This window comes from Sphingomonas sp. LR55 (genome assembly GCF_036856015.1).
Classification (GTDB): Bacteria; Pseudomonadota; Alphaproteobacteria; order Sphingomonadales; family Sphingomonadaceae; genus Sphingomonas.
In genome coordinates this window covers 88,385-112,530 of the sequence record NZ_JASPFO010000002.1, presented here as the reverse complement: position 1 = coordinate 112,530, position 24,146 = coordinate 88,385, and the positions used below count along the sequence as shown (strand labels likewise).

Here is a 24,146-nt window from a genome sequence, read left to right as displayed (position 1 = left end):
TGAGGGACGAGATTGCCGAGACTTACCCTGAGGAGTTCCACGACTTCAACGCCCGGATGTGGGAAGCCGGTGGGTTCTATCGAGGCAACTCGGCACATGAAAGGATCTGGAAGACGGAGAGCGGCAAGGCCGAGTTCACCGTGCCGACCGTCTTGTCCGCGCTCGGCATCGGCGCAGGAGCTGGTCGTTTCAATCTCATCACGATGCGCTCCAACGATCAGTTTAATACGACGATTTACGGGTTGGATGACCGGCTGCGCGGCATCAGCGGGTCTCGGACCGTGTTGCTCATCAATCCCGAGGACATGAAACGCGAGGGACTGAGCGAGGGCGAGGTCGTGGCCCTGGTGGGTGACGCCGGCGACGACGTTCGGCGCGCCGTCACCGGCTTGACGGTCACGGCCTTCGACCTGCCGGACGGTTGCCTTGGAGGGTACTATCCCGAGATGAACCCGCTCATTCCGCTCTGGTACCACGACAAGGCGTCGAAGACGCCTGCATCGAAAGGTGTGCCTGTGCGGATCGAACGCGCCGTGCCTACCGCTTGAGCGTGAATGTGAAATCGCGAAAGCGGTGCGCGTTGCCGCTGTTAGCCCTTGTGTCACCCACGCTACTGGGAGGGTGCGCGGCGTTGAGTCACGGCTTCATGGCTGCGGCCGGGCCCGTCGCTGCTCAGCAGCGCGAGCTGTTCTGGATCGTGGCACCCGTCCTTGCGTTCGTCGTCGGGCCAGTGCTGATCCTCGTCCCGCTGATCGCGTGGCACTATCGCCTGTCGAACAAGGGGGATGCGTATCGGCCCAACTGGAATTTCTCGTGGACCTTGGAAGGGTTTATCTGGATTCCGCCGGCGTTGATTGTGATCGGACTGGCAGTGCTGCTGTGGAGCTACACGAAACGACTAGACCCATATCGTGTGCTTCCCGGAGCTTCTCCGCTGGAGGTGCAAGTGGTCGCTTCCGACTGGAATTGGCTGTTCGTCTATCCCGGTAGCGGGATCGCCAGTGTCAATCGCTTGGTCATTCCTGCAGATCGGCCGGTACGACTGACCATCACGAGTACTACCGTAATGCAGTCGCTGATGATCCCGCGGCTGACCGGTCAAATCTATGCCATGGCGGGCATGAAGACCCAATTGAACTTCCAGGCCAATCGCCCGGGCAATTTTCGCGGGGCAAATATGCAGTATAACGGTAACGGGTTTCCTCAACAGTCGTTCGACGTCGTCGCGGTTAACCCGTCCCAATTCCAAAATTGGCTTGCCGGCTCGGATCGCATGGCGCCCACCTTTGACGCCCATGTTCGAGGTTTGCTGGCCGAACGTTCAACGGTGGCAGGCGAACCTGTTTACGCGCACGTGCCTCGCGGATTCTTCGACTCGGTCGTCGCGGCGAACGGGGGCGCGGCGCACGCTGGGGCGAACGGGCGAAGCCAATGAGCGCCCCGGTGCTTCCGATCTTGCTTGGCCGCTTCGAGTGGACCGATCTATCGTTCGTGCGCGCCTGGGAAAACCCGACGATCAGCGAAATCATTGGCGCCGGTGCGGGGGGATTGGTTATTGTCGGTGCGCTCGCGGTTGCCGGCCTGCTTACCGTCACGGGGCGTTGGCGCTGGCTCTGGACCGAGTGGCTGACGAGCCTCGATCACAAGAAAATCGGCATCATGTATGTCGTCCTCGCGTTCGTCATGCTCACTCGCGCTTTGATCGAAGCGGTGCTGATGCGCATGCAACAGGCGGTCGCGATCGGACATCCCGGCTTCCTGTCGAACGATCATTTCGCGCAGCTGTTCTCAACCCACGGCTCGATCATGATCTTCTTCATGGCGATGCCGTTCCTCACCGGCCTCATGAATTATGTTCTGCCGTTGCAGCTCGGCGCGCGGGACGTCGCATATCCGTGGGCAAACTCGGTTGGGCTCGCACTGACCGCGGCAGGCGCCGGGCTCATGATGGCAAGCTTGGTCATTGGTCAGTTTTCGACCGGCGGGTGGAGCGGATATCCCCCGTATACCGGACTCGCGTTCAGCCCGGATGTCGGCCCCGACTACTGGATCTGGGCCGTTTCCCTTGGATCGTTCGGCTCAACGATCGCGGGCATCAACATCGCGTGTACGATCTACAAGCGGCGCTGTCCCGGCATGACCTTCATGCGGTTGCCGATGTTCTGCTGGACGAGCCTGTGCACCGCAATCCTGATGATCTTCGCGATGCCGCCGCTGACCGTGGCAACCGCACTCCTCGCACTCGACCGCTATCTCGGCTTTCATTTCTTCACCAACGACCTCGGGGGCAATGTTATGAACTTTGCCAACCTGTTCTGGCTGTTCGGCCACCCCGAGGTCTACATCGTTATCCTTCCGGCGTTCGGCGTCTATTCCGAGGTCGTGTCCACCTTCTCGACGAAGTCGCTTTACGGTTACACTTCGCTCGTTATCGCCACGATGGCGATTGCGGTGCTGAGCTTCACGGTGTGGGTCCACCATTTCTTCACGATGGGACAGTCTGCCAACATCAACGCTGTGTTCGGCATCGCGACGATGACAATCGGAATACCGACGGGTGTGAAAATCTATGACTGGATATGGACCATGTTTCGCGGCGAGGTCCGTTTCACCGTGCCCACGCTATATTCTCTCGCGTTTATGATGACGTTCGTGATCGGCGGCATCACCGGCATCGTGCTGGCAATCCCGCCGCTCGACTACGTGTTCCACAACACGTTGTTCCTGGTAGCGCATTTTCATAACATGCTGATTCCCGGTACCCTCTACGGCATGCTTGCTGCATATCACTACTGGTTCCCCAAAGCGTTCGGGTTCCGGCTCGACGAGCGATGGGGACGACGCGCGTTCGCGTGTTGGGTCGGGGGCTTCTATCTGGCATTCATGCCACTTTACGTCTTGGGTGCCAGCGGGATGGTGCGCAGAACCGCCGAGATCTTCGAGCCTGATTTCAGGCCTTGGCTTTATGTCGCTTGCGGCGGGGCCTGCGTCCTGCTGGCGGCGCTCGGCTCGCTGTTCGTGCAGTTGTGGGTCAGCATCCGCGACAGAGAGACGACGCGGGTGACCGCAGGTGATCCTTGGGACGGGCGCACGCTGGAATGGTCGACCTCAGCGCCACCTCCTGAGTATAATTTCGCGGTGCTGCCGACCGTCGTCCGCCGCGACGAGTTCTACGAGGGCAAGCGGGATGCCAACCCGTACGCTCCGCCCGCGTGTTATGCTTCGATCGAAGTGCCGCGCGGGAGTGCGCTCGGGCCGGTAATCGGACTGGCGGCGGCTTCATGCGGCTTCGGGCTCGTCTGGCATATGTGGTGGTTGGCAACGCTGGGACTGGTCGGCATTGCGGCTGCGCTGATTACGCGAAGTTTCGTGCGTGATACCATGCGGGCCATCCCGGCCGCGGAGGTGGAGGCGGTCGAGCGCCGCTGGCTGACAGCGGTCCACGAGCACCGACCGATTTCGCGCGAGCTGGAGCAGACGCCTGCCAACCGCGGCCTCGCAGAGGCGGTGCCGACATGAGCCGCTCCGCACACGTGGGCCTGACGTTGGGCGAAGAGGGGACCCCGCATCGCGCTCGAGCCGAGCCCGACCTGTTCGGATTCTGGGTGTTCTTGATGAGCGACGCGCTGCTTTTTGCGCTTTTGTTCGCGACTTATGGTGCGATGCTTGTCGGAACTGCGGGCGGACCCGGCCCTCGCGACCTGTTCGAGCTGAAGCCGACGTTGATCGAGACCGCGCTTCTGCTGACAAGCAGTTTTACCTGGGGCATGGCGTCAGTCGCGCTCAAATATGGCGATGCCAAGCCGCGCCTGCTTGCCTGGATGGGGACGACTCTGGTGCTGGGCGTGGCCTTCCTGTCGATGGAGGTGAACGATTTCGCGACGATGTTTGCGAAGGGCGCTTTCCCGACCCGCAGCGGCTTCCTGTCGGCATTCTTCGGACTGGTGCCGCTCCACGGCCTTCATGTTCTAGCCGGCTGCATCTGGATCTCTGTCATGGCAGTGCAGGTGGTCGTGATCGGCACCGACGAACGCACGAAAACGAATTTGCTGCGACTGGGGCTCTTTTGGCATTTCCTCGATATCATCTGGATCGCGATCTTCTCCGTCGTATTCCTGCAAGGGTTGGCGCCGTGAGCGATCGCACGCGCGAGACAATGGGATATGTCGCCGGTTTGCTGACCGCGGCAGTTCTGACCATCTGCGCCTTTGGATTGGTTCGCTGGCCAGGCGTGGTGGGACGGTTGACGTTCGCGGCCGTCTGCACCTTGGGTCTTCTCCAGGCGATCGTACAATTCCGCTTTTTCCTCCATGTGCGGTTGAAGGGCTCGGGACGGGATGATCTGCTGCTTCTAGTCTTCTCGTCGATCATTATCGCGCTGATGGTCGCGGGAACGCTGGTGATGATGGCCAACCTTCGTAGTCGAATGATGTGACGCGGCCAGGCGAGAGATCACGTTAGGTTTTAGCCGTAGCCGAACCTGCCGCAGTGTCGAAGAAATCGACTTTTCCCGTGCTCAGCGCGTAATAAGCTCCCACGACAAGAAGCCTGCCACTCGCCTGCGCCTCGATGAGCGCCGGAGCGGAATCTTCTCGTAGTTCCCGCACCGCATTTGCTACGTTTTGACGGACAGCTGCTTCAAGCGTGGAATGACCAAGCCGGGATGCCTCCAGAACAGCAGGAATGATCGGCTCGACCATCTTGCCGATGTTGCCGGGGAAGCGCTCGCCCCTGGTCACCACCGCCATCGCGGCGCTCACCGCGCCGCAGCCTTCGTGGCCCATGACGACGATCAATGGCACTCCAAGCACGGCGACCGCGAATTCCAGGCTGCCCGAGGCCGCGATGTCGAGCGTATTACCCGCATTACGAACGATGAACAGTTCCCCCAATCCTCGACCGAACAGCAACTCCGGTGGCACTCGGCTGTCGGAACAGCTGACATAAGCCGCGAACGGCTTCTGCCCTCCAGCCAGGGCGAGGCGGCTCGCCCGATCTAGTGACGGTTGAAGCGGCTCGTCACTTAGGAATGCGCGATTTCCCTCTTTTAGGCACGTCAGCGCTTCAGCAGGGGTCATTTGATCGATGCTCCAATGATGTATCCCGAAAAACGGTCAGACGTCTAATAGCAGCTTGGGTGGTATCCGAGCTCTTTTAAGGCAGCAACCGCGTCATGTTCCGTCTGTTTCCCCCGATATGGTATGAAGCCACTTCAGCAGTAGCGTCGCCGACAAAATGGCTACCCAAGAAACTAGAGGGTTCGTTTGTTCGGATGAGCCTACCTGAGCGATCCAGATCGCGCCGATCAGTGCAACCATCGTAATGGCTGTTAACAATATCTTGCCCGCTCTCGCTTCCGCTCTCCAGAGTAAATCCGAAAGCAGCGCGATAGTCAAAGACAGCAGGACACCGATAACGCTGATGATCTAGTTTCTTCTATTTTTAGTAAAACATCCGTAGTTTATTTTGTTACGATACGACATTGATAATGGTTTAATATAAAGAGTTGGCATTATTCCACTAACCCAAAATTGAATTAAGATTATCTACTCTCGTCGCATTCAAAGCTCTCGCCATCAGCGACATCACCGTCGAATGTGACACAAGCGCAAACGACCGCGATCTTTACTGCATCAGCTCAACGAGATCTTGGAGTGTCCCCTAGCGATGCTACGGTCGGCGGACAGCCGGTATCCCGGCGCATCCTCTCCCCAACGACAGCCCTGCTGAGCTTGTCGGCCAACCGTAGCGTCTCAGAGTAGCGGCAGCCGAACGCCTTCAGTAGCTATTTTTAGCTGAGACTAAGGATGTGCTCAAATCGCCCTGCGTTATTGTATCGTGGTGCGACATATTAACAACATGTCTCATGGAGGATAAGCGTCAGAGGCGCAAAACCTCTCCAACAGTGACTACTGAGCGCCGACTGAACCTCGACAGGCGCGGCCAACGTTTCCGACGCCCCGCGTGCACTTGTAATTAGCGATAACGCTGATTCCCGCTAATTACATGCTGGCGCAGATTCTGGTGATCGGTTAGCCCGTTTCGCGGATAAGGGCGGTCTCATCCACCGGCCGGTTGAATCAACGTGCGGCGTAGGAGGACGGCTTGCCCGATGACGACATTGATGATGCGGCTCGCGTCAACCGCGCGGACCTGGACGCGATCGTGGCTGACGCGCTGGTCATCGTTGATCAGGTCCAGTCGCTCGAACCCTATCTCCCGCAACTTGCCCCCCAGGATCGCGAGCGCGTCGACGACTATGTCCGCCGCGCGTCGGCCGACGCGACACTGCGCGCCTACAAATCGGACTGGCGGTTGTTCTGTGCGTGGTGTCAGGAGAGCGGCTATCGCCCGCTTCCCGCGACACCGGCGACCGTCGCCGCATTTCTGACGTTGCTGGCCGAACGCGGATACAGTCCGCAAGAACTTCGCAGGACGAAGCGCGGAACCGTGCTGCCGCGGAAGGAGCCAACGCCACTCGGCCGGGCGACGATCGGCCGGCGGCTTGCTGCCATCGTATTCGCGCACCGAGCCGCCGACGTCGAGCCGCCGACCTCGCAGCCAGACGCGGCGCGCTTAGAGCGCGCCATGCGCGGCATCCGCAAGGACAAGCGTGGCGAACTGTCCGGGAAGAAGCGTCCTGCCGACGGCGACGTTCTGCGCGACATGGTGCGCGCAATCACGGGTGAGGATCTTCGCAGCTACCGCGACCGCGCTCTCCTTGCGATCGGGATGGCCGGAGCGTTCCGCCGTTCCGAGCTCGTGGCAATCACCGTGGCGCGTGTAAGCGGGGATAGCCGCGGACTGCTAGTGCGCATCGCCGCATCGAAGACTGACCAAGAGGGCAAGGGTCACACCGTCGCGATCCCCGACGGCCGCAGGCTTGAACCAGTGAGGCATTACCGCGCCTGGCTCGAGCAGGCAGGCATCACCAGCGGGCCGGTATTTCGCAAACTGACGCCACAGGGCCGGCTAACCGACAAGCCAATGAGCGCTCAAGGGGTGGCGTTGGTGGTGAAGGCGGCTGCGCTCGCCGCGGGATACTCGCCGGAGTTGTTCTCAGGCCACTCTCTCCGCGCCGGGTTCCTTACCGAGGCCGGTCGCCAGAACGCCAATTTGTTTAAAATGAAGGAGCATAGCCGGCATTCATCTTTAGAAATGGTAGCGGAATATGTGCGGGATCATGAGCGGTTCCGCGAGCATGCGGGCGAGGGATTTTTGTAACTACGACCCAGATGCGGACACTCAGCGACCTCGTCACCTATCTTAACTTCAGACGCTCGTTCAGGTGAGGCGATCGATGAGCCGGCGGCCGCATCTGTCGGACTGAGCGAACGATGGATGCCCTTGTACGAAAAGTTTATCGGCTTTGACCGGATATGTCAGGTACGATCTTCGATAATGAGCACGCTGGCGCGCCGCTGCTCGGCTCCTTCGATCGCCCAGTCTTCCGCCTGGGCAACCGTCTCATGGTCGCGGTCCTCCATCAACCCCGACATTGGGCCTTCAATTTTGAGGTTTGCGCGAACGCGGCCGCCATGCGCCTGAGAGAGCATCAGGCGCGCTACGGTCGCGTTTGCGGGGTGCTTCGGGACGCGCAAGATTTCCATGGACCGTGATTAGCAGAGCTGGAAGAAGTGTGCGAGCCAAGCCGGTGCCGTAGCGGCGCGGGCTGGACCAAGCACGCAGATCTTTGGGCTGGAAACATGTTGACGCGAAACGACAGCAAGTGTCGCCGAAATGGCTAGTGCGCGCGAGGCATCGGTCTTCGTGTCGTATTCACATCTGGATGATGAGTTCAGGAAGCGCTTCGAGACTCATATGGCGCAGTTGCACCGCGAAGGCGTGCGCACCTGGTTCGATGGCGACATAACCCCCGGCGCCGAGCTCGATCCCAACATCAGGCGGGCATTGAAGCAGGCGGACATCTTCGTCGCGCTGGCGAGCCCGAACTATCTGGCTTCGCGCTATTGCTTCGAGACCGAATATGGCTTCGCGCTGCGCAAAGCGTCCCGCAAGAAGCTCTTTGTCGTCGTCGTCCTGCTGCGCCAGTGCCAGTGGCGGCACACTCGCATGGCTAGGTACAAGCTCTTGCCGAGGGACGCCAAGCCGATTGACCAATGGGCGCGCCGCGGCGACGCTTGGGAAAATGTCGTCGAGGGCATCAGGACGGTTGTGAAGCAATTTCGTCTGGCGTCGCAGCCGCCCGACGCACTCAAGAAAACAAGAGCCCCCGCCCAGACGAGCGCCACTAAAACGAAGCCGCCCGGTGTGCGGCCACGGCGGGTGACGAGCGGTAAGGCGTCGCCCGCGGCCAAACCCAAGCCGACGCGCAGCCTGAAGCCTGCCGGGAAGCGGACGCGACCGATCAAGCCGCGCGCATCCTAGCTTGCTTCGCTCGCCCGCCCTCCCTCACAAGGTTGCACAACCAAGGATCCGCCATGCACGGTAACGACCCCGAACTGCCACTGCTCGAGGAGCCGTGCGGCGCCTGCGGCGGAAGCGGTGATGCACCGCCCGGCAACGGCTATGAGATGCGCGCCAGCTTCAATTGCCCGAAGTGCAAAGGGCATAAGATTGCTCCAACCGCTGCGGGCCGCACGCTGCTCGATTTCGTCAAGCGTCGTTTGAACCTGTCCGAACCCGAAGCGACGCGATCGTTATTCGGTTAGGTGGCGCATCGCCCTTTTCATCGCTCATTCATCGCGAGCGTGATCGGAGCCGCCGAGACGACAGGACCCATTACCCGCCGTTTGTATGCCGTTCGTCGTTCCCGAACTTCCGTCGGTCGTTCAGGCTAACTGCGCGCCACGATTTCCCTCCAGAGGGTGGACCGGAACGACACTGTCCCTTGGCAACGAGTGCCCCATTCTTCAAAACTGCGGCATGACGCAAGAGACCATCGCGCGCGTGCGCATCAACCTTAACGACATCGGTCCTGAGATCTGGCGGATCGTCGAGATGCCTGTCGCGGGCAGCCTCAAGATGCTCCATGACGTGATCCAGGCCGCCATGGGGTGGCAGGATTATCATCTCTGGCATTTCGAGGCCGGTGAACGCCGCTACGGCGTACCAAACCCGGAATGGCCAGACCGCAACCTCGCCGCAGCCCGAAACGTAAAGCTTGGTACGCTCATCGATCGCGACGTCCGGCAGTTCACCTATACCTATGACATGGGTGATGACTGGCGGCACACTGTCGTCGTCGAGGCAGTCGAACTGGGTGAGCACGAAATCAAATATCCCCGCTTCGTTACTGGAGAGCGACGATGCCCACCCGAGGATGTCGGCGGCCTCCCCGGCTTTGAGCGCTTCCTACAGGCGCTGAGCGACGTGGCCCACGAGGAACATCAACAGCTATATGAATGGTATGGCGGTCCCTTCGACCCGCTCGACATCGATGAAGTCGCCTCGAAGAATGCAGTCGCAGCGATTGCGATCCGCCGACATGCCGGCAAGGTCGCCTACGAAAAGAGCCGAAACCGCCACTGACGCAGTTGAAAGATCAAGATCCTGGCGCGGGAGACCCACGTCCGGACATTCGCGACCAGTTTCCGGCTCCCCAACTTCAGCCGTTCATTCATCTCGAGGATAACACGGTAGTTTCCGGATAAGCGGTTCACGCCATACAAATGGATCACCTGAAATCACGCCGCGTGAGATCGATGACCATCACGGCCAGCAAAATGACGCCCGCGATCCCACCGACGAGCGCGAATGGCACCGGGTCTTTACTCGTCACGATTTTCATCGGCAAAACCCACGGAAACCAAGCCGCCTGTTGTGTGCGCGTCATCGCTACTGCGAGGGCTACAAGCGTACCCCCGATGCCGACGCTCAGCGGCACGACGAAACTTGCGAAACGTAATGCGGACCATAGCTGGAGAATTATCATCAGCGTAGTACCCGACCACAGGAGAAACATGGTTCGGGCCAGGCTCTGCCAAGGGATTGCCCCCACTGGAACGTGCCCACCAAGCGTCCCTCCAAGCCAAGCACCGATCCCGGTGTCCAGAAGGGCCAGCAGCGTGATGCACCCGGAGGTCACAAGCACGACGATCGCTTTCGCCAGGAACACCTGCCAACGTCTGATCGGCAGGGCGAGGAGATGATCCCAACTACGTCCGCGATGTTCGATCTGGCCGACCAAGGTGGTGAAAGCGGCGACGATCATCGGCAGCAGGAACAGCGCCCAGATCGGGAGCAGGAACTCGTTGAAGATCGACGTCCAGCTCGACGTGCGGTCGCTGGTCATGAGCGACAGGCACGCCAGACCGCCGGGCAACGCCGGCGTAGCCAATGCGAGGAGTGCGGCCAGTGAACCGTTCAGCTTGCGAATTTCGACATCGAGGATCGTGATCATGCTGTCATCCCGTCATGCGCTTCGGCACGATCGACCGCATCCCGGTAGACGTCCTCCATCGTGCGAACCTGCGGCCTGATCGACGAGACGGCGAAATCGGCTTCGACCAGCAGGCGGTTAGCCATCGACGCCTGATCGGATTGCACGATGCCTTCACAACGAACGATGATCGACCGGTCGTCACCTGCCGTCGCGTCCATCCCGCGCCTCCTCAGCAACGCAGATCCCGCTTCCGCCTCGCCGGAAACCGTGAAGATTATGCTGGTGCCACCCCGCAGCAGTGTGTCGATATCGTCCTGTACCAGCAGGCGCCCCTTGCGCATCACACCGACGTGATCGGCCACGTGCTCGACTTCAGTCAGGAGATGACTGGAGACGAACACGGTCCCACCGATATGTCCGGGTAGCGCACGGATCAGGGCGCGCATGGCCAAAATGCCATCCGGATCGAGGCCGTTGGTGGGTTCGTCGAGCAGCAGTAGTTTTGGCGAACCGAGCATGGCTCGAGCCAAGGCAAGGCGTTGTTTCATCCCGAGCGAATAGTCTCGCACCCGCCGACTTGCCGCTGTGCAAAGATCGACGAGTTCCAGTACACGATCGACCTCTCCGTCTGGCAAACGAAGCAAGCGGCAGGTGAGGCCAAGGTTGGCCCGTCCGGTCAGATGATCGTACAGCGAGGGGCTTTCAACGAATGCGCCGACCTGCGCCAAGGCGACGCGGCGTGCCATGGCCAGATCGTGGCCAAGCAGCCGTATCGATCCGGCGTCAGGGCGTAACAGCCCGAGCAGCAGGCGCATCGTGGTGGTCTTGCCCGCGCCGTTGGGCCCGAGGAAGCCATACACGCATCCCATCGGCACTTGCAGCGCCACTGCATCGACCACCGGACGTCCGGCAAAACGCTTGGTCAGTCGGTCCGTTTCGATCGCCAGCAATAGCTTGCCCCTATCATTAGATTTAATTCTCGATTAAATCCTCATCGTGGAGCGATTTAAGTCAAGGTTAAATATGGCACGGCTGATGAACGACGATCTGCAGCACAGTCGATGGCTGGCACGGCTGGCGACGATGACCTTCTGTGTGATCGCGCTCGTGATCGTCACAGAAGCGGCAATCGTCGCCGTTGCGCCTCGTTCTGCTGCCGCACTAGCGTTCCTGCTCGCATTCCGTGCGCCGGTGCCGTTCTACCTATATGCGCTCTGGACAATGCGGCTGGCTTTTGGCCGGATCGCCGGTGGCGAGGTGTTCTCGACTGTGCTGCCGAGTTCTCTCACTCGACTGGGCCTGGCTCTCGCCCTCGGTGCGACCGCGACGGTCTTCGTCAGCCCGTTGGCACTGAGGCTCATGGGTGGCTATCGTCACGGTGCCTATGCCGCCTTCGATCCATCGGCGATCACAATCGGGCTCGCGGGTCTTTTCCTCGTGATCCTGTCGCGCCTGTTCTCCCGCGCGGTCATGCTGCAGAACGAATTGGACGAGATCTCTCTGATGCCGATCCGGGTGACGCTCGATACCGTTCTGACCAATCGGAAGATGACGGGGAAGCAGCTGGCCCAAGCGGTGGGCCTCAGCGAGACGCAGCTTTCGCTGTTCCGGTCCGGCAAGGTGCGCGGCATCCGGTTCGCAACACTGGCCCGGCTATGCGCCGCTCTTGATTGCCGACCAGGCGACCTCGTCGACTATGATTACAATCCGAAAGACCTGCACAACGACGATGCTGCAGATACCTGACATCCTACGTGTTTTGTCCCGGCTACCGCCTCGACCCAGACCCGGACATTCGCCACACGTATCTCACTTGCCGATTTCGGTCATTCGTTCATTCAAACAACGTACGTTGAGTATGTTAATCTCATCATACATGTACGATTTTTCTGACTCCGCCTGGCGTGGCGCAGTCAATAGGGCGATTCGAGCCCGCTCAGGATCATCTCGGCAAACACCTTGCCGATCTCGTCCGCGGATGCCCCACGATCCGGCTTGTACCAGCGGTGCGACCAGTTGAGCATGCCGAGGATCCCGTACGCGACGATCCGCGGCACGCCCACCCGGCGAAAGCTCTTATCCGCATAGCCCTGCTCGACGATGTCGATCACCGACTGCTCGATGTTGCGATTGAGGTGCCGCATGTGTTCGGACCAGCTCGATCGGGTGTCGCTGACGTGCGTCAGGTCCTCGCGGATATAAATATATAGCAGCGGATAATTGGAACCGTAGGAGTTCATCAGCGCGGTGATCAGTTCGCGCAGCTTGCGCGCCGGACTGATCGGACTGTCGGCGATTCTGGCGCGCCAGTTTGTCGTTGCTTTCCAGGACCGTGCGGACGATCTCGTCGAACATCTGTTCCTTCGACGAGAAATAATAATATAGCGTCGCGCGATCGACGCCAAGCTCGGCCGCGACCGCGCTGACGCTCGCGGCGCTGTAGCCGAGCCGGTGGAAGACGCGGATCGCCGCCTCGGAGATCTCCTGACGGCGGTTTTGATAGGATTCGCGCGGCTCCTTGCCCGCGGCGAATCGTCGCTTGCCGATCAACGATGGTTGCTTTGCCACTCTGATGCCCTTCGATACGAGATGCCGGACTAAGGGCTCGCGTCGCGCTTGGCGAGTGCGCGCGGGCCTTACCCCCTCGGTGCGCCGGCGACATAGAGCACCTGCCCCGTTACGAAGCCGGACCGTTCGTCGGCGAAGAACGCGACCGCTTGCGCGATGTCGTCGGGCACGCCGGGGCGCCCGACATGGATCCCGGTCATCATCTCGGTCACCATATCCTCGAACGGCATGTTCATGCGTGCGGCAACCGCGCGCGTCATGTCGGTAACGACGAAACCCGGGGCGACCGCGTTGGCGGTGATGCCGTGACGGCCGAGTTCGATCGCCAATGTCCGCGTGATGCCCTGAACCCCGGCCTTTGCGGCCGCATAGTTCGCCTCGCCGATCACGCCGAGCGCGGCAATGCTCGACATATTGACGATCCGGCCCCAGCGCGCGGCGCGCATATACGGCTGCACCGCGCGGCACATCAGAAAGACCGAGCGGAGGTTTACCGCCAGCACGACCTCCCAATCGTCCAGCGTCATCTTCGCCAGCGTCCGATCGCGGAGGATGCCGGCGTTGTTGACGAGGATTGTGGGCGCACCGAGTTTCTCGACGACGCGCGCAACTCCAGCGACGACCGCATCCTCGTTCGATACGTCGACGGCGACCGCCAGCGCGCGGTGTCCGGTCGCCTCAATCCGGCCGACCGTCTCGGCGCAGGCGTCGGCGTCCAGATCGAACACCGCAACGTCGTGGCCATCTGCCGCAAGGCGCGTGGCGATCGCCGCGCCGATGCCCCGCGCGCCGCCGGTGACGATCGCGATCTTACGGTCGGGGGCAGTGAAGATCGTCGTCATGGCAGCTCCAGGATATGCAGGGCCTGTTCGGTCAGCAGGAATTTGCGCGCCCGGCCGGACGCAGTGGTCGGTATGGCTGCCGCATCGACGAGCAGGATGTGTCGCGGTACCTTGTAGCGCGCGAGACGGTTGGCGATCAGGCGCTGCAACTCGGATCGGTCGAGCGTCGCGCCCGGCCGCGAGACGACGAACGCCACGCCCACTTCGCCCATCCGTTCGTCGGGGATCGGCACGACATGCGCCTGCGCCACGTCGGCATGCGTCGTCAGCAGATCCTCGATCTCGGTCGGCAGCACCTGTTCGCCGCCGCAGCGGTAGGACTCTTTGGTGCGGCCCAGCAGCGTGATGTAGCCGTCGTCGTCGATCCGGCCCAGATCGCCGGTGCGCAACCAACCCTCGGCATCGAAGGCCGCCGCCGTCGCCTCGGGCTTGTTGTAATAGCCGGGCGTCACGCCGTAGCCCTTGGCGACGAGTTCGCCGGTCTCGCCATTGTCCAGGAACGTACCCGTGCCGGGATCGACGACGCGGTAGGTGACGAGCCGCCCGCCGTCCTTCGGATCGCCGGCGACGCCGACGTCACGCTGGCGGCCGTTGGTGGTCAGCAACCGCTCGACCGGATCGTCGGGACGGGTGACCGTGGTCGATGCGGTCGTCTCGGTCATGCCGTAGCCGGTGGTGATCTCGTCCACCCCCAGCACCTCGCGGATCCCCTGCCAGACGCGTTCGGGTGCGCGTCCGCCCGATGCCAGCACCGAATGCCATCGCGACAGGTCGTACGTCCCTGCCCCCGCCGCATCGAGCACCGCGAGCGACATTGCCGGGATCAACAAGGCATCGCTGGCATGATGCCGGGCGATCGCCTCCAGCGTCGCCGCGGCGTCGAAGCGCAACTGCGGTACGATCGCGCCACCGACGAACGGCACGGCGAGCAGTCCTTCGACATAGCCGAACACATGATACATCGGCAGCGAGAATAGGATGCGGCGGTCATCCTCGAACGCACGCGCATAGGCGCTGCCATACGCGGTACGCATTAGCATGTCGTGCGTCAGCAGCACGCCCTTTGGCGGTCCGGTCGTGCCCGAGGTGTAGATGATGTCGCAAACGGCGAGCGGATCGACCTGCATATCCGCCCAGGCGTCGTCGGTCTCAAGCGACGAGAACGTCCGTGCGGAGTTACGATCCGGCGCCTCCCCGGTCGGCAGCACCACGACTTGGCGTAGGTTCGGCAAGCCATCGCCTCCGCCCGCGTCCTCCCATCCCGGCGCGATCTGTTCGAGCATGTCGAGGTAATCGACGCCGCGAAACTGGTCCATCGTGACGAGCAGCACCGCATTCGATTGATCGAGCAGATAGCGGAGTTCGTCGCGGCGATTGAGGATGTTGATCGGCACGCAGACCGCGCCGATCCGCGACACCGCATATCTGATCGCGACAAATTCGGGATAATTGGCGAGTACCAGCGCGACCTTCTCGCCGGGCGTAACGCCGAGCGCGACCAGCCCGGCCGCGAGCCGCTTCGACCAAGCGGCCATCTCGGCATAGGTCCAGCTTTGGTCGTCGGTGATCACGAACGGGCGATCCGGCGTAACGCGAACCGCATCGTCGAGCACCGCGTGTAGCGTCCGGGGCTTCCAGACGGGCATCGCGGCCCGCAACGCCCGCTGCCGATCGGCGACCGAACCCATCATCTCCTGCGTCCCTCGCCATTGCCGGTCCGGATACGGCGCGACGCCATACCGGCCGGAGGTCAATCCTTGGTCGACCCGAGCCGACGATCGCAATCTAATCCCACGCAAACGCGATCGTCAATGTAGTCGTGGAAAATCGATCAGGTTCGCGGGACGAATGCGATAGAACCAAGTGGCTATAATATTCCACACAACCGTTGACGAGCGTGGAGAAATGAGGGATTACCGGCGCACAGGAGAGGTCCATGACGACGTTCGTTGACGCATTGGTGGTCGGTGCCGGGTTCGGCGGATTGCGCACGTTGCATACGCTGCGCTCCCAGGGGTTCTCGGTCGCCGTCCTCGAAGCGGGCGACGATATCGGCGGAGTCTGGCAGTTCAATCAATATCCCGGCGCGCGCTGCGACGTCGAAAGCTATGATTACTCCTACCGCTTTTCGCCCGAACTCGAACAGGAATGGCGCTGGAGCGAACGCTACGCGACGCAGCCCGAGATCCTGCGATACATCAACCACGTCGCCGATCGCTTCGACCTGCGTCGCGATATCGAACTCCGCACCAGCATGGAACGCGCAACGTTCGACGAAGCGACCGCACGCTGGATCATCGAGGCGAGCGACGGGCGACGCTGGAATGCCGAAAAGCTGATCCTCGCGGTGGGACAATTGTCGACGCCCAAGGATACGCGGTATCCTGGTCAGGACGACTTTACCGGGCGCGTCATCTCCAGCGCGCGCTGGCCGAAGGACAAGGTCGATTTCGCCGGCAAGCGCGTCGCGATCATCGGCACGGGATCATCGGGCGTTCAGATGACGCCGGTGATCGCCAGCGACGCAGCACACCTCACCGTCTTCCAGCGCACTGCGAATTACTCGATCCCCGCCGCCAATGCACCGGTCACCGATGCCGAGGACCGGGCGGTGAAGGCTGGCTATCCCGCACGACGCGAGGCGGCGCGCAATTCGCCGAGCGGTCTCGGCTTCGTGCCCGACAACCGCGCGGCGATCGACGTGCCGGAAGCGGAGCGTAACGCCGCGTTCGAGACCGCGTGGAACCGGCTAGGCTTCGGCTTTGCACTGACGTTCAAGGATATCCTGCTCGACCAGCAATCGAACGACACCGCGTCGGCGTTCATCCGCGGCAAGATCGCGGAACAGGTCGATGATCCAGACCTGCGCGCAAAGCTCACGCCAGGCGACTTCCCGTTCGGAACGCGCCGCCCTTCGGTCGACAGCGGATATTTCACGGCGTTCAACCGGCCCAATGTTTCGCTCGTCGACATCAGCGAAACCCCGATCGAGCGCTTTACCGAGCACGGCATCCGAACCAGAGATGCCGAATATCCGTTCGACATCGTCATCTACGCGACCGGGTTCGACGCATTTACCGGATCGCTGCTGAAGCCGGAGATCGTCGGTCGCGGCGGGTGCACGTTGCGTGAGAAATGGTCGGCGGGGCCGGTCAGCTTTCTCGGGATCGGGGTGCACGGCTTCCCCAACATGTTCGTGATCGTCGGACCGGGCAGCCCGTCATTGCTGAGCAACGTATTGCTGTCGACCGAGGAGCAGGTCGACTGGCTAGTCGCGTTGTTCGACCATTGTCGGCGTGACGGAATAAACGAGATCGAGGCGACCGAGCAGGCCGAACGCGACTGGGTCGCGCATGTGAACAAACGGGCGCAGGAAACCCTCTACCCGAAGACGCCGTCCTATTATCTGGGCGCCGAAATGCCGGGTAAGCCGCGCGTCTTCATGCCGTATTCCGGGGGCGTCCGCGGGTATCGCCGCATCCTGGAGAAGACCGCGGCCAAGGGGTATGAAGGGCTGACGCTGCGCACGGTCGGCCAGCACGCCGATGCCTGACGACGCCCCCGATCCGGCCTTCGACGCACTACTCGCGGACCCGCGAATGGCGTTGCGCCGGCCACCGCCGCATGTGTCCCTCACCGATCTACGCCGGGCCGCGAACGCGTTCCAGGCGAGCGCTCCGAAGCCCTTCATAGCGTCGACGGTCGATCACGTCGTCCCCGGGCCGGGTGGACCGATCCCGGTGCGGGTCTATCGCCCGACGCTTGATCGAACCGCAGCAATCCTGTTCTGCCACGGCGGCGGCTTCATCCTTGGCAACCTCGACACGCACGATGCAATGTGCCGGACACTCGCCTATGCGAGCGGCCGGACGGTCGTCGCGGTCGATTATCGGCTGGCCCCCGAACACCACTTCCCCGCTGCACTCGACGACGCGCAGGCAGCACTCGAATGGCTTCGAGCAGAGGCTCGGCTGCTCGACCTCTATTCCGATCGCATCGCCGTTGCTGGCGACAGTGCGGGCGGCCATATCGCACTCGGCCTCGCGCTGCGCTGCCGCGATGAGGGTGCCCCGCTCGACCATATCGGCCTGATCTACCCGCTGCTCGATCCTGCGAGCGACAGCGCTTCGGCGGTGGAGTTCGCGCAAGGCTATATGCTGACGGCCTCGTTCCTCGAATGGGCGTGGGACGCGTATCGCGGCGACGGCGGGGCGGATCCGTCATTCGATCTAACGCGCGCCGATTTGCAGCGGCTGCCGGCGACAACGATCGTCACCGCACATTTCGACCCGCTACGCGACGAGGGCGAAGCGCTCGCCCGGCGATTGGGTGACGCGGAGGTCGACGTCGCGCTGCGTAGGTATCCGGGTATGATCCATGGTTTTGCCGGTCTGCCGCAACTGACGCCCGTTGCCAACGAAGCGATCGCGTTTGCTGCGGCACGGATCGCCGCGTCCCAGATCGGCGGCCCCAAGATCAGCGCCTCCTAGATCAGCGTGGGGCCATCCGGATCGCACCGTCGAGGCGGATAACGTCGCCGTTGAGCATCGGATTGGCGATGATCGACGCCACCAGCTGCGCATATTCCTCCGGACGCCCGAGCCGCGACGGATGCGGCACCTGAGTCCCGAGCGAATCCTGCGCGGCTTGCGGCAATCCCATCAGCATCGGCGTTAGGAAGATGCCCGGCGCGATCGTCATCACGCGAATCCGGTGCTGCGCCAGGTCGCGCGCCACGGGCAATGTCAGCCCAACGATGCCACCCTTCGATGCAGCATAGGCCACCTGCCCGACCTGCCCGTCGTACGCCGCGACCGATGCGGTGTTGACGATCACCCCGCGCTCCTCGCCGATCGGTTCGGCCGCCGCCAGACGCGCGGCGAATTTCGAGATCATGTTGAAGCTGCCGACGAGATTGATCTCGACCGTCTTGCGGAACAGGTCGAGCGGATGCGGCGTCCCGTCCTTGCCGACCGTCTTCACCGCCGGCGCGATGCCTGCGCAATTGATCAGAACGCGCGCGACGCCGTGCGCCTGTTCCGCCTCGGCCAGCGCATCCGCCACGCCCTGATCGTCGGTGACGTCGACACGCGCGAACCGTCCGCCGATCCTCGTGGCGGTCGCCTCAACGATCTCGGCGTTCAGATCGAAGATTGTCACGCGCGCGCCCGCTGTTGCCAGCATGGCCGCCGTCGCCTCGCCGAGTCCCGACGCGCCACCCGTCACGATCGCGGCAATATCCGTCATTCGCATAGTCTTGTCCTCACGCCTTCAGGATGACCGAGCCGCCGTTCGCGCCGAGCCCCAGTACCGCGGACATGCCGATGCGCGCACCGGGAACCTGATGCCCTTCGGCTTGGCCTCGCAACTGCCATGTCAGTTCGCAGATCTGCAGCACGGCCTGCGCGGTGGTCGCCTCGCCGAACGACAGGAACCCGCCACTCGGGTTGATCGGCAATGTCCCGCCGATGTCGAGTTCACCGTTCTCGAGCATCCAGTCGCCCTTGCCCGCCTCGTAGAATCCGAATTGCTCTGGCCAGGCGAGGATATGCCATGCGGTGTTGTCGGCCATTTCGAGCACGTCGACGTCTTCGGGCCCGATCCCCGCCATCGCGCAGGCCCGCGCGACCGCGTTGCCGACTTCGCTGGTATGCGTGACGCCCGCACGCACGCTCGAGGCGATCGTTGGAATGCGACGGCCGGGATCGCCGAAACTGCCCGTTGCGATCGCGCACCCCGCGACCCTTACGGCAAGGCGTCCGGTCCGCTTCATCCACGCCTCGCTGCCAAGGATGATGGCCGCTGCACCGTCGCTGACCGGGCATATCTGGAGCAGATGAAGCGGATCGGCGACCATCGGAGATGCGAGAACTTCGTCGACAGTCGTTTCTTTGCGGAACCGGGCTAAGCAATTCCCCGTAGCATTCCGCCGCATCAGCACCGCGGCACGCGCAAAAGTCTCTTCACTGGTGCCGAGCTCATGCATCCGCCGCCGTGCCTCGATCGCCCAATACGCGGGATTGGTCGCGCCCATTGCCACCCAGCGCAGGTAGTCGCTGTCCGTGATATCGTCCTGGCTGCCGGGCGGGCGCGGGATGAAACCCTTCGGCATCCGCTCGGCACCGATCACGCACACGACTTCATGCTCGCCGCTGGCGATCATCGCGTGCGCGGTGTGGAACGCGATCGCCCCGGCCGCGCAGGCGCCTCCGACGTTGACGCAGGGGATGCCCTGTTCGGCCACCGCCTGGACGATCTCGTTGGCATGCAGCCCCCACCCCATGCCGCCCTCGAACCGCGAACTCGCTGCGACGAGACCCTGCACGTCGGGCCAACCTAGCCCCGCATCGGCCAGCGCGAGATCGATCGCCTCCAGCGCTAGCTGCAATTGCGGCTTGTCCGGCCATTTGCCCCACGGATGCGCGCCGGCACCCAGCACGTAGACGGACTGGGTCATGCGTCGATCTCCCGCGCGAACTTGTAGGTCAGCACGGGGCCCCGCTCGGCCTCTGCATATAGCGACTCGGCGACCAGCCGCACACGCGTTCCGATCGCGATCCCGTCGAGCGCAAATCCCGAAAGCATGCCCATCACCTCCAGCCCGTCGCCGAGGTCGACCAGCCCGATCGCGTAAGGCTGCCAATCGTCGATCCGGAACAGCGCCGGCGGCTGGTAACGCTGCACGGTGTAGCTCACGAGGACGCCGCGGGTCGGCAGGACCGCGCGCTCGACGGTCTTTTCCCGGCAGTCGGGGTTTCGACAACTCGGCGCCTGCGGGAAATACACCGTGCCACACGCAGCACACCGCGTACCGATCAACCGCGGTTCGTCGCCGTGAAGCTCGAACAGCCCGTCTGCGACCATCGCGCTCACAGCGACAGGATATCCCGCGTCTCGCGGAAATAGAGCGTGCCGTTCGCGACGTCCTCGACCGTCACCGAATGCCGTACATACCGCCGCTCCCGCTTCACGTATTTTTCGGTGGCGCGCGTCGTGATCCGTACCGTCGCGCCGACCGGGATCGGCGCCACGATCTCGGAATCGTGATTGGTGTGGATCGATCCGATCGCAAACGGCCTGGTGTGATCGAACTGCACCGACAGCACGAAATGCGAGACCAGCAACGGCGGCACGATCGCACCGCCGAACGGAGATTCTCCGGGTATCGTCCAGCTGTTCATCCGCCAGCCTTCGTACCACGGATTGAAATCCTCCACGCCGTCCGCATATAGGATGACGAGTTCGGGGCTGATCGTCAGTTCACGCGACAGTTCGTCGCCGATCTCGACCATGTCCCAATAGGTCGCTGCACCAGCCTCGAGCCCGTCGATAAAGTCCCGCGTCTGCGCGATCTGGACCGGGGACATCGGACGCAACTGGTCGGTGCTCATGCGCGATCTCCCTTCACGTCGACATCGACATCGACTTCGACGAAGCCGACCGTCTTCTTCTCACCCTCCTCGTTGTCCGCCCAGACATCGACGACGAACCGGAAGCCATCGCCCTTGGCGATCTTTTCGCGGACCACGCCGTGCGTCGTGATGACCTCGTTCGCGAGCGTCGAGGCGATGTATTTGCACACGACGCGCGCACCGGTGAACATCGCTGCGCCGAAGTGGTTGACGCACATCTCCGCGATATAGGCGGACGACATTTCACCGGTCTGGATCGGTGCCTTCAGCCCGGTTGCGCCGGCATAAACCGGGTCCCAGTGGTTCGGATTGAACCGTCCCCATAGCCGCGATCCCATTAGCTGGATCGCCGCCTTCTTCTTGAGCGGTTGCAGTTCGTACCCGACCGGGGTGTCGCGCGTGACCAGCAGATCCTTCACATCCATCAGAATTTCCCCGAAAGCTGCAACGCGACTTCACGTCCGCGCGCGATGACACCGCGCTGTTCGCTGATCGCTCCCGGAACGCTCGCGCCCCCGGTGCGGTCCGCTGCGTAGAGCAGATAATATTTGTTGGTCAGGTTGCGACCGATCACCGATACCGACCAGCGATCGTCGATCTCGGCGACGCGGGCGCTTGCGTTGAAGCGCCAGAGCGAGCGCTGCAGCGTCGACGGCGCCATCGTTTCGGCCGCGAAGTAACTGCCGCTGTAGAATGCGTCGCCCGTCACGGCCAGCTTGTAGGCGCCGAGCGGAATCGTGACTTCCGCACCGCCATTGCCGGCCCAATCGGGCGACCGGGCGGGCGCGCGGCCGTTGAAATCCTGCTGCAGGGTCAGCGCGGTCGCGTTGACGAACGAACAGTTCGCCGGGGCCGTGGCGGTCGCGCGTACCGTACCCGTCGGGAAGGCATAGCCATAGCATTGCCCGACGAAGTTGCGGAACCGGTTGCGCGTATAGGCTATCGCACCGTGCAGAGTGAGCGCCTGGAACGGCGAGTAATTCACCTCCGCCTCGCCGCCGCGCTGACGCACTTCGCCGGCATTGTTGATCGTGTAGGCGACGCGGGCGGGGTCGTAGGTGTTCACCTGCAGATCGGTGAACTTGTACGCGAAGGCCGCGACGTTGACGCGCAGCCGTCCGTTGAGGAACAGCCCCTTTGCGCCAGCTTCGAACCCGCGCGCCTTTTCGGAGTCGAAATCGGTATCGCCGATCCGTGTCCCCGTCTGGAGCGGGCTCGTCAGCTCGAAACCGCCCGACTTGAAGCCGGTCTTGTAGGCAATGAACAGCGTCTTGCTGCTGTCGGGCCGCCATGTGACAGTCGCTTCGGGCGAGACGTTGCTGTCCTCGAACTTCCCCTCAAGATAGCCGACCCGGCTCGATCCAGGGTAGACGGTGTTCAGCGTGTTGAACGTGCCGATGCCATAGAGGTTCTGCTTGCTAAACTGCTTGCGCTCCCGCGTGTAGCGCGCGCCGCCTGCGATCTCGATCGTCTCGACCGGCTTCACCAGAACCTGCGCGAACCCGGATAGCGTATTGCCGGTCTGGAGGCTGAAATCCTCATACGTCGAATAGCGGTTGGCGGCGGCGTTGTAGTTGCCATCGTTCAGCTTGGTGTCGTTGTTGTCGTGCAATCGCGACGTCTGGTAAAATCCGCCGGCCATGAAATTAAAGGGGCCTTGCAGGTCGCTGGTGAGGCGAAGCTCCTGCGAGAACTGCTCGGCACGCTGTTCGTTAAAAAACGCCAGCTGAGAATAGCTCGTCTGGTCCAGCCCGGAGAAGAACCGGTATTTCGTGTAGTTGTACCCGGTCGTGGTATCGATCGACACGGCTCCTAGCTTCCAGCCTAGATCGATCGCTTGCGTCAGCACGGTGAGTTTGCCGTAGGGCGAACCATCCGCACTGCCTCCACGCATCGTCGTGGAGATCGCGGCGGGCAAGTTTCCGATCGTCGTCCGGTTGTCGACCACGCAGTCGGCTGCCGGATCGGCGATACCGTACATGCGCGGCGTCGCGCCCGTGCAGGGGCCGATATTCTGCGTTGCGGTGCCAGGGCCGGCATCCTTGTTGCGCGCAAAGAAGGATTTGGCCCGGAACGTGAAATTGTCCGAAGGCTCGCCTTTCAGCGTCAGGCGCGCCAGAATTTCCTTGTCGCCCGGCCGCGTGTCCGTGGTGCCGGGTAATTGTGCCGCCCCCGCCGGGGCGCCGGTGGCCGCGCGGTAGAACGGGTTCGCGATCGGCTGTGCGGTATTGCGCAGCCAACCGTCGAGACTGCGATAGCGCACTGCCAGACGCGCGCCGAACGTCTCGGAAAGCGGCCCGGAGATCGCGACGTCCGTCGTGCTTTCGTCGCCGACGAATTCATACGTCGTGCGCCCGCTGATCTCCAACCGGTCGGTTGGATCGGCGGTCGCGATCGAGATGACGCCGGCCGTGTTGTTCTTGCCGAACAGCAACGCCTGCGGCCCCTTCAACACTTCGACCTGCTGGACGTCGAAGATGCCGAGCTGTGCGATGCGGCCGTCGCTGGTCTGCACGCCGTCGATCGCGACCGACACCGCTTGCTCGAACCCGGCCTGGTTGGCAGGCGAGCTGATCCCGCGGATCGCGATCGATCCACCACCGTTCGACTTGTACGCGCCGATGATGACGGTCGGCGTCAGTTCGCCGATCTTGCTGAGGTCGGTCGCGTTGTTGTTGGCGATCTGCGCCTGGCCGATGACCGAGACGACCACGGGAACGGTGTTCAGCGTCTCGCTGCGGCGTCTGGCCGTAACGACGATATCGCCGGTCGAAGCTGGTTCGGTCCGCGCTTCTGTCTGCGCAGCCGCCGCTTCCGGCCCCGATGGCGTATCCGGCGCCGTCTGTCCCGTCGCAGGCAGCGCGAGCAGCGCCAATACCGAGATCCCACTCGCAAGCATCGCCCTGCTCATCGGAGCCCGCTTCATCGTGCCGCGCATCGTCAGCCTCCTGTTTGCATCCTCGCCACGCCACCCTCGCT

General features: G+C 62.5%; 25 protein-coding genes and 1 pseudogene. 12 read left to right on the top strand and 14 right to left on the bottom strand.

What is annotated here, in order from left to right:
* The 5 genes from QP181_RS19825 to QP181_RS19805 all read left to right on the top strand — a co-directional run.
* Nucleotides 1-548 (top strand): molybdopterin dinucleotide binding domain-containing protein (locus tag QP181_RS19825; RefSeq protein WP_333929788.1); only part of this gene is annotated, 548 nt, incomplete at its 5' end.
* 83 nt (nucleotides 549-631) lie between these two features.
* Nucleotides 632-1,435 carry a cytochrome c oxidase subunit II gene (locus tag QP181_RS19820; RefSeq protein WP_333929787.1) on the top strand — a complete coding sequence of 268 codons (804 nt, stop codon included), beginning with the start codon at nucleotides 632-634 and terminating at the stop codon, nucleotides 1,433-1,435.
* Complete coding sequence (locus QP181_RS19815) at nucleotides 1,432-3,519, top strand: cbb3-type cytochrome c oxidase subunit I (RefSeq protein ID WP_443027610.1); 2,088 nt, start codon at nucleotides 1,432-1,434, stop codon at nucleotides 3,517-3,519. The genes QP181_RS19820 and QP181_RS19815 overlap by 4 nt, the downstream gene beginning before the upstream one ends.
* On the top strand, nucleotides 3,516-4,136 hold the full coding sequence (locus tag QP181_RS19810) for a cytochrome c oxidase subunit 3 (RefSeq protein ID WP_333929785.1): 621 nt from the start codon (nucleotides 3,516-3,518) through the stop codon (nucleotides 4,134-4,136). Before QP181_RS19815 ends, QP181_RS19810 begins: the two co-directional genes overlap by 4 nt.
* Entirely contained in the window at nucleotides 4,133-4,435 is a 303-nt protein-coding gene (locus QP181_RS19805; RefSeq protein WP_333929784.1) for a cytochrome o ubiquinol oxidase subunit IV, read from the top strand. The genes QP181_RS19810 and QP181_RS19805 overlap by 4 nt, the downstream gene beginning before the upstream one ends.
* Before the next feature lie 22 nt (nucleotides 4,436-4,457).
* Here the strand turns inward: QP181_RS19805 and QP181_RS19800 are convergent, their stop codons facing one another.
* Nucleotides 4,458-5,078, bottom strand: a complete 621-nt coding sequence (locus tag QP181_RS19800; protein ID WP_333929783.1) for a carbonic anhydrase — start codon at nucleotides 5,076-5,078, stop codon at nucleotides 4,458-4,460.
* Between the two features lie 1,027 nt (nucleotides 5,079-6,105).
* Between QP181_RS19800 and QP181_RS19795 the strand changes: the two genes are divergently transcribed.
* Nucleotides 6,106-7,224 carry a tyrosine-type recombinase/integrase gene (locus QP181_RS19795; RefSeq protein WP_333929782.1) on the top strand — a complete coding sequence of 373 codons (1,119 nt, stop codon included), beginning with the start codon at nucleotides 6,106-6,108 and terminating at the stop codon, nucleotides 7,222-7,224.
* Between the two features lie 158 nt (nucleotides 7,225-7,382).
* On the opposite strand, the gene QP181_RS19790 is transcribed toward QP181_RS19795, so the two are convergent.
* A complete protein-coding gene (locus QP181_RS19790) occupies nucleotides 7,383-7,556 on the bottom strand; it encodes a hypothetical protein (protein WP_333929781.1) in 174 nt (57 codons plus the stop codon).
* 184 nt (nucleotides 7,557-7,740) lie between these two features.
* Here QP181_RS19790 and QP181_RS19785 point away from each other — a divergent pair, with 184 nt between their 5' ends.
* From QP181_RS19785 to QP181_RS19775, 3 genes are all read left to right on the top strand, one after another.
* Nucleotides 7,741-8,388 carry a toll/interleukin-1 receptor domain-containing protein gene (locus QP181_RS19785; RefSeq protein WP_333929780.1) on the top strand — a complete coding sequence of 216 codons (648 nt, stop codon included), beginning with the start codon at nucleotides 7,741-7,743 and terminating at the stop codon, nucleotides 8,386-8,388.
* A 53-nt stretch (nucleotides 8,389-8,441) separates the two neighbouring features.
* Nucleotides 8,442-8,672: a hypothetical protein gene (locus QP181_RS19780; RefSeq protein ID WP_333929779.1), complete on the top strand. Its 231-nt coding sequence runs from the start codon at nucleotides 8,442-8,444 to the stop codon at nucleotides 8,670-8,672.
* A gap of 85 nt (nucleotides 8,673-8,757) precedes the next feature.
* Nucleotides 8,758-9,492, top strand: a complete 735-nt coding sequence (locus QP181_RS19775; RefSeq protein ID WP_333929778.1) for a plasmid pRiA4b ORF-3 family protein — start codon at nucleotides 8,758-8,760, stop codon at nucleotides 9,490-9,492.
* 145 nt (nucleotides 9,493-9,637) lie between these two features.
* Here the strand turns inward: QP181_RS19775 and QP181_RS19770 are convergent, their stop codons facing one another.
* Complete coding sequence (locus QP181_RS19770) at nucleotides 9,638-10,363, bottom strand: ABC transporter permease (protein WP_333929777.1); 726 nt, start codon at nucleotides 10,361-10,363, stop codon at nucleotides 9,638-9,640.
* On the bottom strand, nucleotides 10,360-11,295 hold the full coding sequence (locus QP181_RS19765) for an ABC transporter ATP-binding protein (protein ID WP_333929776.1): 936 nt from the start codon (nucleotides 11,293-11,295) through the stop codon (nucleotides 10,360-10,362). The genes QP181_RS19770 and QP181_RS19765 overlap by 4 nt, the downstream gene beginning before the upstream one ends.
* Before the next feature lie 85 nt (nucleotides 11,296-11,380).
* On the opposite strand from QP181_RS19765, the gene QP181_RS19760 reads away from it, so the two are divergent.
* Nucleotides 11,381-12,091, top strand: coding sequence for a helix-turn-helix domain-containing protein (locus QP181_RS19760; protein ID WP_333929775.1), 711 nt, complete (start codon nucleotides 11,381-11,383; stop codon nucleotides 12,089-12,091).
* 167 nt (nucleotides 12,092-12,258) lie between these two features.
* On the opposite strand, the gene QP181_RS19755 is transcribed toward QP181_RS19760, so the two are convergent.
* From QP181_RS19755 to QP181_RS19740, 4 genes and pseudogenes are all read right to left on the bottom strand, one after another.
* Nucleotides 12,259-12,750: a TetR-type transcription factor C-terminal domain-containing protein gene (locus tag QP181_RS19755; protein WP_333929774.1), complete on the bottom strand. Its 492-nt coding sequence runs from the start codon at nucleotides 12,748-12,750 to the stop codon at nucleotides 12,259-12,261.
* A pseudogene (locus QP181_RS19750) lies at nucleotides 12,698-12,913 on the bottom strand (TetR/AcrR family transcriptional regulator); the annotation flags it as partial. The pseudogene QP181_RS19750 and the gene QP181_RS19755, both read right to left, overlap by 53 nt.
* Nucleotides 12,914-12,981: 68 nt before the next feature.
* Nucleotides 12,982-13,755, bottom strand: a complete 774-nt coding sequence (gene fabG / locus QP181_RS19745) for a 3-oxoacyl-ACP reductase FabG (RefSeq protein ID WP_333929773.1) — start codon at nucleotides 13,753-13,755, stop codon at nucleotides 12,982-12,984.
* Entirely contained in the window at nucleotides 13,752-15,509 is a 1,758-nt protein-coding gene (locus QP181_RS19740; protein WP_333929772.1) for a class I adenylate-forming enzyme family protein, read from the bottom strand. Before QP181_RS19740 ends, fabG begins: the two co-directional genes overlap by 4 nt.
* A gap of 182 nt (nucleotides 15,510-15,691) precedes the next feature.
* Here QP181_RS19740 and QP181_RS19735 point away from each other — a divergent pair, with 182 nt between their 5' ends.
* Entirely contained in the window at nucleotides 15,692-17,308 is a 1,617-nt protein-coding gene (locus QP181_RS19735) for a flavin-containing monooxygenase (protein ID WP_333929771.1), read from the top strand.
* Nucleotides 17,301-18,245, top strand: coding sequence for an alpha/beta hydrolase (locus tag QP181_RS19730; protein WP_333929770.1), 945 nt, complete (start codon nucleotides 17,301-17,303; stop codon nucleotides 18,243-18,245). The genes QP181_RS19735 and QP181_RS19730 overlap by 8 nt, the downstream gene beginning before the upstream one ends.
* A gap of 1 nt (nucleotide 18,246) precedes the next feature.
* Here QP181_RS19730 and QP181_RS19725 read toward each other — a convergent pair whose 3' ends face one another.
* The 6 genes from QP181_RS19725 to QP181_RS19700 are packed head-to-tail and all read right to left on the bottom strand — an operon-like array spanning nucleotide 18,247 to nucleotide 24,105.
* Complete coding sequence (locus tag QP181_RS19725) at nucleotides 18,247-19,008, bottom strand: SDR family NAD(P)-dependent oxidoreductase (protein WP_333929769.1); 762 nt, start codon at nucleotides 19,006-19,008, stop codon at nucleotides 18,247-18,249.
* 10 nt (nucleotides 19,009-19,018) lie between these two features.
* A complete protein-coding gene (locus tag QP181_RS19720) occupies nucleotides 19,019-20,212 on the bottom strand; it encodes a lipid-transfer protein (RefSeq protein ID WP_333929768.1) in 1,194 nt (397 codons plus the stop codon).
* On the bottom strand, nucleotides 20,209-20,619 hold the full coding sequence (locus QP181_RS19715; protein ID WP_333929795.1) for a Zn-ribbon domain-containing OB-fold protein: 411 nt from the start codon (nucleotides 20,617-20,619) through the stop codon (nucleotides 20,209-20,211). Before QP181_RS19715 ends, QP181_RS19720 begins: the two co-directional genes overlap by 4 nt.
* A 5-nt stretch (nucleotides 20,620-20,624) precedes the next feature.
* Entirely contained in the window at nucleotides 20,625-21,146 is a 522-nt protein-coding gene (locus tag QP181_RS19710) for a MaoC family dehydratase (protein ID WP_333929767.1), read from the bottom strand.
* A complete protein-coding gene (locus QP181_RS19705) occupies nucleotides 21,143-21,592 on the bottom strand; it encodes a MaoC family dehydratase (protein WP_056476100.1) in 450 nt (149 codons plus the stop codon). Before QP181_RS19705 ends, QP181_RS19710 begins: the two co-directional genes overlap by 4 nt.
* Nucleotides 21,592-24,105: a TonB-dependent receptor gene (locus QP181_RS19700; RefSeq protein ID WP_333929766.1), complete on the bottom strand. Its 2,514-nt coding sequence runs from the start codon at nucleotides 24,103-24,105 to the stop codon at nucleotides 21,592-21,594. Before QP181_RS19700 ends, QP181_RS19705 begins: the two co-directional genes overlap by 1 nt.
* Between the last annotated feature and the right edge of the window lie 41 nt (nucleotides 24,106-24,146).